The following is a 14143-nucleotide window of genomic DNA, read 5'->3' on the forward strand; positions in this document are numbered from 1 at the left end:
GCAGGGTGAAGGCAGCACAATTTCTGGCGGGCATGGCCGCCCTTTCGCTCATCGGCGGCAGCCTGATTGCGGCGGCTCCGGAACGGCCGGTGGTAATGACCGCATCCGGCCCGGTGCGCGGGGTGGCGCAGGGCGCGGGCGGCGTCTTCAAGGGCATTCCCTTCGCCCAGACGACCGGCGGCGATCACCGCTGGACCCCGCCGCGGCCGGTCGCGCCCTGGACCGAGCCCTTCGACGCCTCGCAATTCGGCCCGATCTGCCCGCAGCCCGAAACGCCCAATGAACGTAGCGCCCGGCAAAGCGAGGATTGCCTGTCGATCAATGTCGCCACCCCTTCGCTCAAGGGCAGGATGCCGGTTCTGGTGCTGATCCATGGCGGCGCTTTCTTCGTCGGCTCAGGCGCGGAACTGTTCGACGACGCCGCCAAGGCCTATAACAAGCGCGGCATATTGGTGGTGTCGCTCAATTACCGGCTAGGGCGGCTCGGCTTCTTTTCCCATCCCGGCCTGCGCGCCGAACAGCCGGGGGTGCCGACCGGCAATTACTGGCTGATGGATCAGGTCGCCGGGCTGAACTGGGTGCGCGACAACATCGCGCGCTTCGGCGGCGATCCCGACAAGGTGACGATCATGGGATGCTCAGCCGGTGGTTCCAGCATCAACGCGCTGGTCGCTTCGCCCAAGGCACGCGGCCTTTTCGCCCGCGCCAGCGCGCATAGTGGCGGTGGCATCAACAACGCGACCCGTCCGCAGGCACAGGCGGAACAGGAAGGCATCGCCTTCGCCAGCCGTGCAGGCGTGACCGGCGAGGGCAAGGATGCCATCGCCGCGCTGCGCAAGCTCGATCCGGCGGCGGTTATGGCCGCCGATCCCGGCCCGCCCAATTTCGGCGCGGTGGTCGACGGCGCGATGATCACGGAGGAAACCGCCGTCGCCTTCGCGAAAGGTCATATCGCCCGCGTCCCCTATATCGCCGGATCGACCAGCAATGAGGCAAGCATTTTCGGCCTGATGGGCTTTGATGAAAAGGTGCTGAAGGACCGCTTCGGCATCGACATGGCGGCGGTACGGAAGGCCTATGATCCGCAGGGCAAGCTGCCCCCGGCGGAACTGCTGCGGCAGGTGCAGACCGATTTCATCTTCACCTCGGCGGCGACCGCGACGGCGGGTCTCGCGGCGCGCTGGCAGCCAAGCTGGTCCTATCATTTCGCCTATGTCTCCCCGGCCGAGCGCGGCAAGGCGGCGGGTGCGCCGCATTGCGCCGATTTCGGCTATACGTTGGGCGCGGCCAAGGCGTCGCAAGGCGCGGAAAATGCGCGGCTTGCGGCGATGATGCAGGATTATTGGGCGAATTTCATCCAGACCGGTAATCCCAATGGTCCCCGCCTGCCGAAATGGCACGAATATAAGGGGCCGCATCGCGGGCCGCTGCTGATCGACGGCAAGACCGCCGTCGCTCCGGATTTCCGGGCGCGGCAGATCGCCTATTGGTGGCAGCTCTGGGCCGACCGCACCGGCCAGCAACTGCCCTGAACGAAGGGAAGACGATGCCGAAAAACTGGCTCCGCATCCTTCCCCTGCTGGCGCTGATCGGCGCGGGACCGCCGCCGCCGATCCATTTCGAGGTCGGCCGCCTTCGCCCCGAACCCTGGCCGGAGACCATCACCCGTTTCCCCGGCGGCGTCACGGCCACAGCCGACATCATCTACAGCCAGCCGCTCCACTATCGTCCCCTGCGGCTCGACCTCTACCGCCCTGAAAGCCGCAAGGGTCCGCTGCCCCTGATCGTCCATGTCCATGGCGGCGCCTGGGTCACGGGCACCAAACGCCATGGCGGCCCGATCAAGGACTTTCCCGCCGTGCTGGCGCAATTCGCCGCCAGAGGCTTTGTTGTGGCGTCGGTGGAATATCGGCTCGACGGCGAAGCCCCTTTCCCCGCCGCCATTCAGGACGTCAAAGGCGCCATCCGCTTCCTGCGGCTCCATGCCAAGGATTATGGCATCGATCCGGCCCGCGTCGGCATATTCGGCGGATCGGCGGGGGGACAGCTTTCCGCTCTGGCATCCACAAGCTGCGGCGTCGACAAGCTCGATCCTCCTGCCGACGCCGGGACGTCTGGCGCGGCCGCCTTGTCCGATTGCGTGCAGGCGGGCGTGTCCTGGTATGGCGTGCACGACTTCGCGACCGTGCCGACGCCGCCCGGCCAGACCGGGCCCGCCCCCTATCTCGGCTGCAAGGGCCGGTGTTCGCAGGATGTCCTCGCCTTCGCCAGCCCCATCGCTTATGTCGATGCCACGGACCCGCCGATGCTGCTGATCCACGGCCTGGCCGATACGCTCGTCGCCGTCTCGCAGACGCGGGAGTTCGAGGCCGCGCTGAAAGCCGCGCATGTGCCTGTCGAGGCGATCTACATCGCGGACGTCGACCATGGCTTTGTCGGGAAAACGGATGCGGACACGGCGCGGGCCAATGCCAGGGCGCTTGCCGCTACCTTGACGTTCTTCGAACAAAGGCTGGGCGCGAAGCGCTGATCCCGGATCAGTCAGACGCTCGGACCCCTGCTCCAAAAGCCGTTCCGCGTCGATCTTCGCAGGGGACCGCCCGGCGCAATCGTCATTTGGCGGTCGTTTCGACCCTGGCGTGGCTGCCTTCCTCGCTTGGCCTGATCTTGCCGCCGAACAGCATCTTGAGCTTGCCGGTCAGCGACACGTCCGCCTCCCACAATTCCGCCTCGTCAATGTCGAAGCGCAACAGGGCAAGATCGGGGTCCGACTTGCCGCCGGGAAACCATGCCTCCACCGTGGTCGACCACAGCTTGTCGATCATCGCCGGATCATTGTCGATGCGCACGCTACCCGCAAGGCAGGCGAAGAAATCATGCCCCTTGGAAATGAACTGGCCCATCGCCGCGCCGCCGCCCGCAAGACGATTGTCCTTGCCGACGAAGAACCACAGCCGGTCCACCTGATCTTTGTCCAACTGGACGGTGAGCGGCTCGCTATGCTGCCCGCTGCCCGTAAGGCCCAGCATCATGAACGGGCTGTCCGACATGCGGTCCCAAAAATGTTCCTTCAGCTTGTGCGCGTCGGTCATGATCATCTCCTGAAAGGGTGAACCGACTATACGAACGGCGGGCGGGAAGGGTCCGTCCGCATCATGGCATGAAGCCGATCCGCCGTCCGGGCGTTGTCCCCCTTGCTTCACGGCTATGGGAGGAGAATGTTCGAGATGACGATCCGCTGGCCAGCCCAATTGATCATCGCCCGCCACGGCCAAAGCGCGGGCAATGTCGCGAGGGACGCGGCGCATGAAGCGGCGGCCGACCGCATCGCCCTGTCGGTGCGCGACGCCGACGTGCCGTTGAGCGATCTGGGTCGCGAACAGGCCGCCTCGCTGGGCCGCTGGTTCGCCCGCCAGCCGCAGGAAAACCGCCCGGAAGTACTGCTGTCTTCGCCCTATTTGCGGGCCTGCCAGACGGCCGCGACATTCCGGGACCATGGCGGCTCGGCGGGGGACGAGCCGATCTGCTTCGATGAGCGGCTTCGCGAGAAGGAGTTCGGCATATTGGACGGGCTCACCACCGGCGGCGTCCGCAACCTCTACCCGCAACAGGCGGAATTCCGGCACATATTGGGCAAATTCTATCACCGTCCTCCAGGCGGGGAGAGCTGGTGCGACGTGATCCTGCGTCTGCGTTCCGTCATGGACACGATCTCTCTGCATTATGCGGGGCGCCGCGTGATGATCTTCAGCCATCAGGTCGTGGTCCTCTGCATGCGCTACATATTGGAAAATCTGGCGGAGGCCGACATATTGGCGATCGACGGACAGGGCGATGTCGCGAACTGCGCGGTCACCGATTACCGGCTCGATTCCCAGGCCGGCCGGGACGGACGCCTGGTGCTCCAGCGCTACAATGTCACCGCGCCGATGGAAGACGACCAGACGCCCGTCACCAAGGCGCCCGACGCCATTGCAGGAGCGCGGGGATGAACCGGCCAAGGATCGACGAAAGCTGGCTGCGCGATCATCCGCTGCCCGCCGTGGCGGATGGATCGGACAAGAATGCGCGCGGCCGGGCGATGGTGATCGGCGGGGCCGAATTCGTGCCGGGCGCCCTGCGCCTGACCGGGGAGGCGGCGCTGAGGGCGGGAGCGGGAAAGGTCCAGTTGGCGACGGTGGGTTCGGTCGCGACCGCCCTGGGCGTGCTCGTGCCGGAAGCGGCGATGCTGGCGCTGCCGTCCGACCGCAATGGCGAGATCGCCGCGGAGGCGGTGGAGATGCTGGAGGAGCAGGTGGCGCGATGCGACGCCCTGATCCTGGGACCGGGGATGAGCGTCAGCGATCGCACCGACCGGCTCGTCGCCGGGCTGCTCGCCTCGCCCAGAAGCGGCCTTGGGACAGTGCTGGACGCCGCGGCCCTCACCTCCGCCCGCGGCCTGGCCAATGTCATAGCGGCGCATGACGGGCGCGTGATCATGACGCCCCATCGCGGCGAAATGGCGATATTGGCGGGGATGGACGAGGCGGGGATCGCCGCCGATCCGGCACGCGTCGCCATCGACATGGCCCGGCGTTTCCGGTCCGTCATTCTGCTGAAGGGGCAGGAAAGCATCGTGGCCGATCCGCTGGGACAGGCGCTGCGCTTCGACGGGGGATGCGTGGGCCTTGCCACGGCAGGTTCCGGCGACGTGCTGGCGGGCGTCATAGGCGGCCTGCTCGCGCGCGGGACCGAACCCCTGCTGGCCGCCGCCTGGGGATGCTGGCTGCACGGCAAGGCCGGGCAGCTCCTATCGGACGAGATCGGCAAAGTCGGCTTCCTGGCCAGGGAGCTAGCCCCCATTATCCCCCGCCTGCTGGACGGAAATTGGACCCGTCCTTGCTGAAAGGGGCCGCCACCCTCCATCACGGCGCGCAAGAAGTCGCTGGCCGGCGGAGAACCCTGCTGATAAGCCTTTCCGATCCGGCAACGGGGCAAGGCATGCGCGCTGAACCCTGGCCGGATTTCGCGCTCGCACCCTCGCGCTCCGGGACAAGCCGCCGATGATCTTTGCCGACTTCCTCCGCAACCGCCGCCGCGACCAATTGTCGGACGCGGACCTCGCGGCGCTCGAAGCCAGCATCGGCCAGGTCCGCAAGACGCACGCCCGGCAGGTCATCGCCCGCGCCGGCGAGCCGATCAGGATGAGCACCTATCTGATGGAGGGGTTCATATGCCGCTACATGGACGACCGGAACGGTCTTCGCCAGCTCGTCGCGGTTCATGTTCCCGGCGATTTCGTCGATCTCCATGGCTATCCGCTGGGCCGGCTGGACCATGACGTCGCCACTCTGGGCGTCTGCAAGATAGCCTTGGTCCCGCACGAAGCGCTAGACGGCTTGCTGGTCGAGCGCCCCAATCTGACGAAGCTGCTATGGTTCAGCACGCTGCTGGACGCCGCCATGCATCGCGAGTGGATTTTCCGCCTCGGCCGCCTCGACGCGGTCGCCCGGATCGCGCATTTCTTCTGCGAGATCGAAGCGAAGCTGCGCGCCGTGGGGCTGAGCGACGGCCGCGACTTCGCCTTCCCTCTCACCCAGGCCGATCTGGGGGAGGCCTGCGGCATGACGCCGGTGCATATCAACCGGATGCTGCGGGATTTGCGGGAGAGGAAGCTGCTGGAGGTGCGGCGCGGCAAGGTCACCATCCACGACCTCGCCGCCCTGCGCCGGCTCAGCGATTATGATCCGTCCTATCTGTTCATAGAGGGATGATGGAACCGCATCGGCGTGCAATGCGTCCTTCGTATCCGAGCAACAAAGGATGATCCATGCCCCGAGACGGCGTATTCGACGAATCCGGCAAAGCCTTTGCCGAGGAAGGACAAGTGATGCTCGATGGCCCCGATGGAGTCGCCATCAGCATGACGCCCGACGCCGCGGAAGAGACCGCGCATGAACTGATCCGTGCCGCATCGGAAGCGAGAAGGCAGATCGATGGGCATGAAGGGATGAATTCCGGCCTATGAGGCGTCCTATCCTGGCCCCGTTGCTTGATCGAAATCAATCTGAGACTCATTCAGGCCGGGCCTTTCCCATGGTAATCGCGAACGTTCCCGCTCTGAAAGGAGAATGACGTGCCGCCGACCTATTCGACCGAACAAGCGCTTGCGGGCGTGGATGGGCTTGACGACATTCTCTCCGGCGGGCTGACGCGCGGCCGGGTGTTTCTCCTCGAAGGCAGCCCGGGCACCGGCAAGACCACCATTGCGATGCAATTTCTGATCGAGGGCGCCAAACGGGCCGAACGCTGCCTCTACATCACCCTGTCCGAAACCGAGGATGAACTGCGCGAAAGCGCGCAGTCGCACCGCTGGGATCTCGCCGGGGTCGACCTTTTCGAACTGGTGCCCCCCGAAAGCCTGTTGGATGAGCAACAGCAGCAAAGCCTGCTCTATTCGTCCGACCTGGAACTGGGCGAGACCACGCGCCGCATCTTCGACGCGTTCGAGCGAGTGAAGCCCGACCGGGTGGTGCTGGACAGCCTGTCGGAAATCCGTCTGCTGGCGCAAAGCTCACTGCGCTATCGCCGCCAGATATTGGCGCTGAAGCATTTCTTCTCGAAACAGAACACCACCGTGCTGATGCTAGACGATCTGACGGCGGAGGTCGCGGACAAGACCGTCCACAGCGTTGCCCATGGGGTTATCCGGCTGGAGGAGCTGTCGCCCGGCTACGGCCCGGAACGGCGGCGGCTGCGCATCATCAAATATCGCGGCCGGCACTTTCGCGGCGGGTTCCACGATTTCGTCATCGAGGAAGGGGGCGTCCGCGTCTTTCCGCGCCTGGTGGCGGCGGAACATAAGACCAGCTTCGTACGCGACCTCCTGAAAAGCGATTCCGCCGAATTCGACGCGCTGTTGGGGGGTGGCGTCGAACGCGGCTCCAGCGTGCTCGTCCTCGGTCCCGCGGGCACCGGCAAGTCGCTGCTCGCCCTGACCTTCGTGAGCGCGGCGGTGGCGCGGCGGGAAAAAGCCGCCATGTTCGTCTTCGATGAGGAGATCGGCCTGCTCTTCAACCGCGCAAAGGGGCTTGGCATCGACATGCAGGCCATGACGGATGCAGGACATCTGGTGATCGAGCAGGTGGACGCGGCCGAATTGTCCCCCGGGGAATTCTCCCAACGCGTACGCAACTGCGTGGAACGCCATGGGGTAAGGACCGTCGTCATCGACAGCCTGAATGGTTATCAATCCTCCATGCCGGAAGAAAACGCGCTGGTCCTGCATATGCATGAACTTCTGCAATATCTGAACCGGCAAGGCGCCACGACCTTCCTGACGGTCGCGCAACATGGCCTGGTGGGCGACATGAAGGCGCCGGTCGACGTTACCTATCTGGCCGACACGGTCATCCTCCTGCGTTATTTCGAGGCGTTGGGCCGGGTGCGGCGTGCCATATCGATCATCAAGAAGCGGACGGGATCGCACGAAGACACCATTCGCGAATTTCGCATCGGTTCTTACGGCATCCGCCTGGGCGAACCGTTGACGGGCTTTCAGGGCGTGCTGCGCGGCGTGCCCCATTTCGTCGGAAGCCCGCCGGTGCTGCTCGAAGACGACAAGGCGTGATCCCACATCTCTCCGAACGGGCACTCATCCTCGCTCCGGTCGGACGCGATGCGGAGATCGCCGCCTCCATGCTGGGCGAAGCGGGATTGCGGTCGCAGGTCTGCGCGGATCTTCCCTCCCTGCTCAGCGGAATCGACCATGGGTCCGGCTTCGCGCTCGTCACGGAAGAGGCGCTGCACAATCGCGATCTCCATCCTCTGGTGGGCTGGCTGCAGAAACAGCCGGAATGGTCGGACTTCCCGTTCATCCTGCTCACGCGCAGAGGGGGCGGGCTGGAACGCAATCCGTCGGCTTCCCGCTATCTGGAGATGCTGGGCAACGTCAATTTCCTTGAACGTCCCTTTCATCCCACCACTCTGATCAGCCTGGCCCAATCGGCCCTGCGCGGCCGGCGCCGGCAATATGATGCAAGGGCGAGGCTGGAGGACCTGCATCGCGGCGCGGAAAAATATCGGTCGCTGTTCGATTCGATCGAAGCGGGCTTCTGCATCATAGAGGTGATCTTCGACGAGACGGGCAACCCCGCCGACTATCGCTTCATCGAAACCAATCCGGCCTTTTCGCGGCATATGGGTCTGACCGACGCCGTGGGGAAGACGATGCGATCCCTGGTGCCGGGGCATGAACAGCATTGGTTCGACATTTACGGCCGCGTCGCCCGAACGGGGGAAAGCGTCCGTTTCGAGGATCAGGCTGAAGCGCTGGGCGGCTATTGGTACGATGTCTACGCCTTCCGCGTGGGCGGGCCGGACACGCCGCAGGTCGCGGTGCTGTTCAACGACATCACCGAACGGCGCCGCATGGAGGCGGCCTTGCGCCAAAGCGAGGAGCGATTGCGCGCTCTCAACGAGACGCTGGAAGAGCGGGTGCAGCAGCGGTCCCGCGAACTGGAACTGGCGCAGGAGGCGCTGCGCCAGTCGCAGAAGCTGGAATCCATGGGGCAGCTTACCGGTGGCGTCGCCCATGACTTCAACAATCTGCTGACGCCGATCGTCGGCAGTCTCGACCTTCTCCATCGCCGCGGCCTGGGAACGGATCGGGAGCGCCGGCTGATCGAAGGCGCGCTGCAATCGGCGGACAGGGCCAAGATGCTGGTGCAGAGGTTGCTCGCCTTCGCCCGGCGGCAACCGCTGCAACCCACCGCCATCGACATTGGCGGGCTGGTGCGGGACATGCGCGACCTGATCGTCAGCACGTCCGGCCCCCGGGTGCAAGTCGATCTGGCGATCACCGACGGTCTGCCCGCGGCCCATGCCGACGCGAACCAGATCGAAATGGCGCTGCTGAACCTGGCGGTCAATGCGCGCGACGCCATGCCCGATGGCGGACAACTCCGGATCGACGTGACATGCGAGGTCATGGCGCCCGAAAACGGCCTGCGTCTGCGGGAAGGCCGCTATATCCGGCTGTCGGTCGCGGACAATGGCATCGGCATGGATCAGGATACCGCCGAAAAGGCGATCGAACCCTTTTTCACCACTAAGGGCGTGGGCCAGGGAACGGGGCTTGGCCTGTCGATGGTGCATGGACTGGTCGCGCAGTTGGGCGGCGCGCTGACGATCGAAAGCGCCATCGGTCAGGGCACGACGATCAGCCTCTGGCTGCCGACGAGCGCGATCGAGATAGGGCAGGATGCCGCCGGACCGGAGCTGTCCGCGGTCAAGCTCGATCACGGCATGGCGCTGGTGGTCGATGACGAGGATCTGGTGCGGGCAAGCACCGTGCACATGCTGCGCGAACTGGGTTACGACGTGCTGGAGGCCAATTCCGCCGAACATGCGCTGGCGATCATGAAGACCGAACCGGACATCGACGTGCTCGTCACCGACCATCTGATGCCCGGCACGACGGGCACCGACCTGATCGAACAGGCAAGGCTACTCAAGCCGGAGATACGTGCATTGCTCATATCGGGCTATGCGGAGAATGCCGGCATTTCGGCGGAGCAGCCGCGACTGACCAAACCCTTCAAGCAGATCGACCTGGCCAAGAGCCTGGCAGCGCTGTGAAGGCTTGGATGAGAGAGGGAGGCGGACGCGGGAATGATGGGCGAGACGACCGATGCAGGATCGGCTATCCCCTTGCGATCGCATCAGTCAGCGAGTGGGAGATCATGGTCAATGGATCAAAGAAGCTGCATGGGAACTTTTCCAGCGCGCCTGCGTAACGACCGGTGGCGCGCGGGAGACCCTGCTTAGGGGGCAGTCCGGATGCATGCGCAGGGGGGAATGATAGAGATGTCTCGGGCTTGGGCTTTTGGCAATGCGGCGTGTGCGGCTTTCATGGCCATGGGCCTTCTGCCATCATCTTTCTCCATCGCGCATGCGCAGAGCATCGAAGAGCTGCGCGACATGCCGATCTCCGCCCTGTCGAAGCTGGACGTCACATCGGTCACCCGCTCGACCGCGTCGCTGGCGGACGCCCCCGCCTCCATCTATGTCATCACCCATGACGACATCGTGCGGTCCGGCACGCTGACGTTGCCGGGCATATTGCGGCTCGCGCCCAATCTGCAGGTCATGCGCGGCGGTCCCAACAATACGGTCGTCGCCGCGCGCGGGCTTAGCGGCAATGACCAGGCGCAGAATTTCTCCAACAAGCTGCTCGTCCTGATCGATGGCCGCAGCGTCTATTCGCCGCTCTATTCGGGGGTCTATTGGGACATGCCGGACATCCTGCCGGAGGATGTCGAACGGATCGAGGTGATCTCCGGCCCCGGCGCCACGCTATGGGGATCGAATGCGGTCAATGGCGTGATCAACATCATCACCCGCGATGCGGGGGCGTCGCAGGGCCTGTACGGAACGGGCGTGATCGGGAACAGGACCTATGATCTGGGCCTGCGCTATGGCGGCCATGCGGGGGAAAATGCCAGCTACCGCCTGTTCGTCAAACGCCACGAAAATTTCGAAAGCGCGTCCGGCCTGGACGACGGCAACCGCCGGACGCAGGGCGGCTTCCGCTTCGACTGGAATGCGACCCCCGCCGATGCGTTGATGGTCCAGGGGGACGGCTATTACGGCTCCCGCTCGCAAGGCGCGGCGGCGGACGAGAATTTTCACGGCTATGACCTGCTCGCCCGCTGGCGCCATGCCGCGGCATCGGGCGCGACCCTGCAACTCCAGGCCTTTTACGATCACACGGCGCGCAGGATCGAGAATGACGGAGGCCGCTTCGCCCTGGATACGTTCGACGTCGAGGGGCAGCACAGCTTCACCCTGGGCGACGCCCACAACATCGTCTGGGGCGGCGGGGCGCGGATCAGCCATTATGTGATCGAGAAGATCCCCGGCCTGGACTTCGTGCCCCGCCAGCGCGACCTGTTCGTCGGCAATCTGTTCGCACAGGACAGCATCGCCATCACCCCGTCCCTGACGGGCACGATCGGCGCCAAGCTGGAACAGCGGAGTTATACGGACCTGACCTTCCTGCCCAGCGTCCGCCTGTCCTGGAAGCCGGCGCCAACCACGCTGATCTGGGGCGCTGTGTCCCGCGCCGTGCGGTCGCCCACGCCGTTCGACGAGGATGTGGTGGAGACCATCGGCCAGACGGTCATCCTGACCGCCCTCTCCAGCTTCCGCTCCGAAAAGCTGACCGCCTATGAGCTTGGCACGCGGCTGACGGTTTCGCCCCGCGCGTCGCTGTCCCTATCGACCTTCTACAATGTCTATGACGATCTGCGGTCGGTCGAACCCGCTCCCGGCGGTTTCCTGCCGCTGCGCTGGGGCAATGGGATAGAGGGGCACAGCTATGGCTTCGACGCCTGGGCCGACATTCGGGTGGCGGACTGGTGGCGGCTGAAGCCGGGTTACAGCCTGCTGATCCAGAAATTCCGCTTCAAGCCGGACGCGGTGCCGCTGCTGGGCGTTTCCCAGGTGGGCAATGATCCCAAGCATCGCGCAACCCTGCGGTCCTCCATGGACATCGGGCCGGAGGTGAATGTCGATTTCGACCTGCGCTATGTCTCCGCTTTGCCGGACCCGCATGTCCCGGCCTATGTCGAGCTGGGCGCCCGGCTGGGCTGGCAGTTCGACGAACGGGCCGAATTGTCGGTTTCGGGCTTCAACCTCCTCCACCGCCGCCATCAGGAGCTGCCCGCCTCGCAGGCGACGCCGCTCGGCCGCAGCGCGTTCGTGGCGCTCAAATGGACGATCTGACCCCTCCCCCCCGCAAGAGGCGTCCGGGCCGCCTGCGATGGGCGGCCCTGTTGTGCCTGTCGGTTCTGGCCGGGGGCGCGCCAGCGGCGGGAGCGGCCAATTCACCCTCCTCGCTGGAACGCGCCATCCAGGCGAATTTCCTGTTCAAATTCGCGCCCTTCGTGGAATGGCCGCCCGGAGCCTTTTCGGCCACGGACAGGAATTTCATCATCTGCGTCGTCGGAGAGGACCCTTTCGGCACGCTGTTGAACGACGTGGTGCGCGGCCAGAAGATGGTGGGCCGCCCCGTCGTGGTGCGGCGGACCGGCAATGAAACCGGCCCCGCGGGATGCCATATATTATTTGCGGGCGCATCGGCGGACCCCGGCTATGCGCCCTTCGCGACGACCCAGGGACAGCCGGTCCTGACCGTCGCGGACAGGAGCGCGGGGCCGACCGGGGCGATGATAGAATTTGTCAAGCAAAGCGGCCGCGTCCGCTTCCAGATCAACGACGGCGCGGCCCGCGCCCATGGCCTCAAGATCAGTTCCAAATTGCTTGGCCTTGCAATCGCGGTGGACAGGAAATGACGCAAGTACCCCAAAGCCGGCTCAGCCTGGGTAATGTCATTGCCCAGATGGCGACGCCCCTTTCCGCCGTGCTGATCGCCCTGATGCTGCTCGCCGCCGGTCTGGCGGCCACCTTCCAGCTCGAACAGCTCGCCCGCATCGAAAAGCTGCGGCAGACCACGGCCCAGGCGCAAATCCTGGCCAGCGGGATCGCCGCGCCGCTGGCCTTCGACGACGATGTCGCATTGCAGGAATATCTGAACGCGTTGAAGGCCGATCCTCAGATCGTCGCGGTAGCCGCCTATGATGGTCAGGGCGGCCTGGCGGGCGGTTTCGCCCGCGCGCCCGCCCGGCTGCCCGGAAGCGCGGAGGACGCCAGGCGGGACGCCCCCTCAAACGCGCTGGCCGTCGCCGTGCCGGTCAAGCAGGGCAGCACGCGACTGGGTTCCGTCTATCTCATGTCCACCCTGGACAGCCTGTCGCGCCGTCTGACGCGCTATCTGGGCATCGCGGTCATCGTGCTTGCGGCATCGGTGCTGATCGTGATGCTCGCGGCATCCTATTCTTCCCTGCGCCGGGCGCATCAGACGCTGCAGGCGGAAATTGCCGGCCGCCAGCAAGCCGAGGAGGCGCTGCGCCAATCGCAGAAGATGGAGGCGATGGGCCAGTTGACCGGCGGCGTCGCGCATGATTTCAACAATCTGCTGATGGTCGCTTCCGGCGGGCTCGACCTGATGGAACGCACCAGCGATCCGGTCAGGCTGGAGAAGTTGAAGGCCGGGATACGCCAGGCCGTCGATCGCGGCGCGAAACTGACGCGGCAGCTCCTCGCCTTTTCTCGCCGCACGCCGCTGAACCCGGAGGTCATCGATCTGCGCGAGCGGATCAAGGGCATGGACGCGCTGCTCGAACGCTCCCTGGGCGAAAGCATAGAGGTCGCCATGCACCTTCCCGCCGGTCTCTGGCCGGTGGAGGTGGATGCGTCGGAACTGGAAGTCGCGATCCTCAACATCGCCCTCAACGCGCGCGACGCCATGCCCAGGGGCGGCACCATCGTCATCGAGGGCGCGAACCTGCCCGGCGGCGGCGACCTGCCCGACCGGACGCAGATCGCCGTGACGGACGGCGGCGCAGGCATCGCGCCCGATCTGATCAACAAGATCTTCGAACCTTTCTACACGACGAAGGAAGTGGGCCAGGGAACCGGCCTGGGGCTCAGCCAGGTCTATGGCTTCGCGCGCGCATCGGGCGGCGAGGTGCTGGTCGACAGCATCGTCGGCCAGGGGACGACCATCACCCTGCTGCTGCCCCGCTCCCTGCTCCCCGCCCGGCACAGCGACAGCCTGGCCGAACCGGTGGCCGCTTTCGGCAAGCAGCGCATCCTGCTGGTCGAGGATGACGACAATGTGGCCGATACGGTCGGCGGCATGCTGGTGGCGTTGGGCTATGAGGCGGAACGGGTCGACAATGGCGACGAGGCGCTTCGCCGGCTGGAGGAAAATGGCGAGTTCTCGCTGATCCTCTCCGACATGATCATGCCGGGGGAGGTCAGCGGCATGGACCTGGCGCTGAAGATCAGGCAGCTTTGGCCGCATCTGGGAACGATGTTGATGACGGGCTACAGCGCGGCGGCGGCCTCCGCCGCGAAGGAGGGCATACCCCTTCTGGCAAAGCCGTTCACGATCCAGGATCTCTCGGTCCAGCTCATGACCGCGCTGGATCAGACGGGAGCAGGCAGGGCATAGCGCAGCCATGCCGGGGCGGCGGCGCCCACGATGCGTAACTCTACCTATAGCGCCGGAGGGCGCGCTGATCGAAGCTCGTCCTTG

12 protein-coding genes are annotated in these 14143 nt (G+C 65.3%); 11 read left to right on the forward strand and 1 reads right to left on the reverse strand.

Features of this window, described 5'->3' with window-relative positions:
- Nucleotides 1–5 precede the first annotated feature (5 nt).
- Together HUK72_RS17220 and HUK72_RS17225 are read left to right on the forward strand one after the other, a co-directional pair.
- A complete protein-coding gene (locus tag HUK72_RS17220; protein WP_336950624.1) occupies nucleotides 6–1532 on the forward strand; it encodes a carboxylesterase family protein in 1527 nt (508 codons plus the stop codon).
- A 14-nt stretch (nucleotides 1533–1546) separates the two neighbouring features.
- Entirely contained in the window at nucleotides 1547–2530 is a 984-nt protein-coding gene (locus tag HUK72_RS17225) for an alpha/beta hydrolase (protein ID WP_176598037.1), read from the forward strand.
- 82 nt (nucleotides 2531–2612) lie between these two features.
- Here HUK72_RS17225 and HUK72_RS17230 read toward each other — a convergent pair whose 3' ends face one another.
- Nucleotides 2613–3092 carry a pyridoxamine 5'-phosphate oxidase family protein gene (locus HUK72_RS17230; protein ID WP_176598038.1) on the reverse strand — a complete coding sequence of 160 codons (480 nt, stop codon included), beginning with the start codon at nucleotides 3090–3092 and terminating at the stop codon, nucleotides 2613–2615.
- 135 nt (nucleotides 3093–3227) lie between these two features.
- Here HUK72_RS17230 and HUK72_RS17235 point away from each other — a divergent pair, with 135 nt between their 5' ends.
- From HUK72_RS17235 to HUK72_RS17275, 9 genes are all read left to right on the forward strand, one after another.
- Nucleotides 3228–3992, forward strand: a complete 765-nt coding sequence (locus HUK72_RS17235) for a histidine phosphatase family protein (protein ID WP_176598039.1) — start codon at nucleotides 3228–3230, stop codon at nucleotides 3990–3992.
- Nucleotides 3989–4885, forward strand: a complete 897-nt coding sequence (locus tag HUK72_RS17240; RefSeq protein ID WP_176598040.1) for an NAD(P)H-hydrate dehydratase — start codon at nucleotides 3989–3991, stop codon at nucleotides 4883–4885. Before HUK72_RS17235 ends, HUK72_RS17240 begins: the two co-directional genes overlap by 4 nt.
- A gap of 157 nt (nucleotides 4886–5042) precedes the next feature.
- Nucleotides 5043–5753 carry a Crp/Fnr family transcriptional regulator gene (locus tag HUK72_RS17245; protein WP_176598041.1) on the forward strand — a complete coding sequence of 237 codons (711 nt, stop codon included), beginning with the start codon at nucleotides 5043–5045 and terminating at the stop codon, nucleotides 5751–5753.
- A gap of 56 nt (nucleotides 5754–5809) precedes the next feature.
- A complete protein-coding gene (locus HUK72_RS17250; RefSeq protein WP_176598042.1) occupies nucleotides 5810–6007 on the forward strand; it encodes a hypothetical protein in 198 nt (65 codons plus the stop codon).
- A 108-nt stretch (nucleotides 6008–6115) separates the two neighbouring features.
- A complete protein-coding gene (locus HUK72_RS17255; protein ID WP_176598043.1) occupies nucleotides 6116–7609 on the forward strand; it encodes an ATPase domain-containing protein in 1494 nt (497 codons plus the stop codon).
- A complete protein-coding gene (locus tag HUK72_RS17260) occupies nucleotides 7606–9618 on the forward strand; it encodes an ATP-binding protein (RefSeq protein ID WP_176598044.1) in 2013 nt (670 codons plus the stop codon). The genes HUK72_RS17255 and HUK72_RS17260 overlap by 4 nt, the downstream gene beginning before the upstream one ends.
- 273 nt (nucleotides 9619–9891) lie before the next feature.
- Entirely contained in the window at nucleotides 9892–11766 is a 1875-nt protein-coding gene (locus HUK72_RS17265; protein WP_255325843.1) for a TonB-dependent siderophore receptor, read from the forward strand.
- Nucleotides 11754–12335 carry a YfiR family protein gene (locus HUK72_RS17270; protein WP_176598046.1) on the forward strand — a complete coding sequence of 194 codons (582 nt, stop codon included), beginning with the start codon at nucleotides 11754–11756 and terminating at the stop codon, nucleotides 12333–12335. Before HUK72_RS17265 ends, HUK72_RS17270 begins: the two co-directional genes overlap by 13 nt.
- The gene (locus HUK72_RS17275) at nucleotides 12332–14059 is read left to right on the forward strand and encodes an ATP-binding protein (RefSeq protein ID WP_176598047.1); all 1728 of its coding nucleotides are present in this window, start codon (nucleotides 12332–12334) and stop codon (nucleotides 14057–14059) included. The genes HUK72_RS17270 and HUK72_RS17275 overlap by 4 nt, the downstream gene beginning before the upstream one ends.
- The last annotated feature ends 84 nt before the right edge of the window (nucleotides 14060–14143 follow it).

Source organism: Sphingobium sp. 15-1 (genome assembly GCF_013375535.1).
In the GTDB taxonomy this organism is placed as follows: Bacteria; Pseudomonadota; Alphaproteobacteria; order Sphingomonadales; family Sphingomonadaceae; genus Sphingobium; species Sphingobium aromaticivastans.